This window comes from Spirillospora sp. NPDC000708, assembly GCF_040299565.1.
Lineage (GTDB): Bacteria > Actinomycetota > Actinomycetes > Streptosporangiales > Streptosporangiaceae > Spirillospora.
Genome location: NZ_JBEPCJ010000239.1, coordinates 1 through 1,406, shown reverse-complemented (window position 1 = coordinate 1,406; position 1,406 = coordinate 1). Strand labels below are relative to the sequence as shown.

Genomic DNA, 1,406 nt, shown 5'->3' with positions numbered 1-1,406 from the left:
GTGCCTTCTGCGTTGCCGCTGCTAAAGCAGTCGTTGTGGCATCATCATACTTACCGCTGGCACTTAGCGTTTTGGCGGAAGCAATCAGATTAGTCAGTGCCTGCTTAGCTGCCTGCAATTGTGCAGGATCATCGGCCTTGATATTGGTGACAACATAGTCGACGGCTGGTGATTCATTACCGTATAAATCAGTCGACTTAAACTTGAAGGTGCCATTTGCCGTGATCGTGACACCGGCTGCCGGAACATCCTGATATGTCTTGCCACCATCAGCACTATACTGAACCGTTTCGCCCGTTGCGGAAGCGTTTGCCGTCAGAGTCACCGTTTGGGCTGGTTCAGTGGTACTTGGCGTCACAGTTGGTGCTGCCAGTGTTTTCTTTGGTTCGTAGTAAACTGTGATGTTCTTGGTCGTGGTGTTGTCTTCGCTATCTGTAACAGCAACAGTCAGCACGTTTTTGCCTTCGAGCAATTTAACGGGCTGATCAATAGCCATATGACCTGGTTTGCCGCTATTGATGTTGATGTCTGCGTATTGGCTGGCGACAGAACTGCCGTTAATTGACAGACTCAGATATTGCGCATTGTCAGTGGCTGTTCCAGTAATCTGGAAGTTTGGATCGTTGGTATAAACCGGTGCATCTGTCGAGCTGTCCAATGACAATGTTGGCGCCACTGCATCCAAAATGAAGGTCAACGATTCTTGGAAGGTCTTGTTTTGAGTGGTGTCACCCACAACAACCCCAAACGGTTTTTGTCCAAGAGTACCTAAATCTAAAGTGAAACTGAAAGTCAGATCATCCTTGATTGGAATTTGCTTACCATCAACCTGCAACGTTGTCGTTGGGTGCTTGACCTTACCAGTAATCGTCGCAATCCCGGTCTTAGGGTCATAGAACTTAGCCGAGGTGGCATTGAATTCATTGGAACCAAATGTCACACCTTGATCGAACGTCACAGGATTCTTCAACATATCAGGATCATAAGACGAGGTAATCGTCTTTTGCTCCGTCGTGGTGTTTCCGTCTTTGTCGGTGGCGGTCACTTTGATGGTATTGTCACCATAATTAACCGGTACATCAACACTAAAGTGATGTTGTGCATCAAGTGCTGCTACGGTGTCGCCAACATTAACTGTCTTGGTGTCAGCACTAACCGTCCCTGTAACCTTGATGGTCGCTTCAGAGGTCTGATCCGAGCCATTGTTGAATTTCAAATCAGTAAAGGTTGGCGCCGTCAGCCGAACTTTAGTGTCAAAATGTTTAAGCAACTGGGTATGCGCCTTATCGGCATATAGATCCACTTTCGCGGCGTAATCAGCATGTGTGACCGGCATTGAGGCAGTGAAACTGTTAGTCGCAGCATCGTAGGTTGTGTTCAAATCATGTTTCTTTCCTTGTGCATCA

1 pseudogene is annotated in these 1,406 nt (G+C 47.3%); it reads right to left on the bottom strand.

What is annotated here, in order from left to right:
• Nucleotides 1–1,406: pseudogene (locus ABT299_RS52675) on the bottom strand (peptidase S8); the annotation flags it as partial.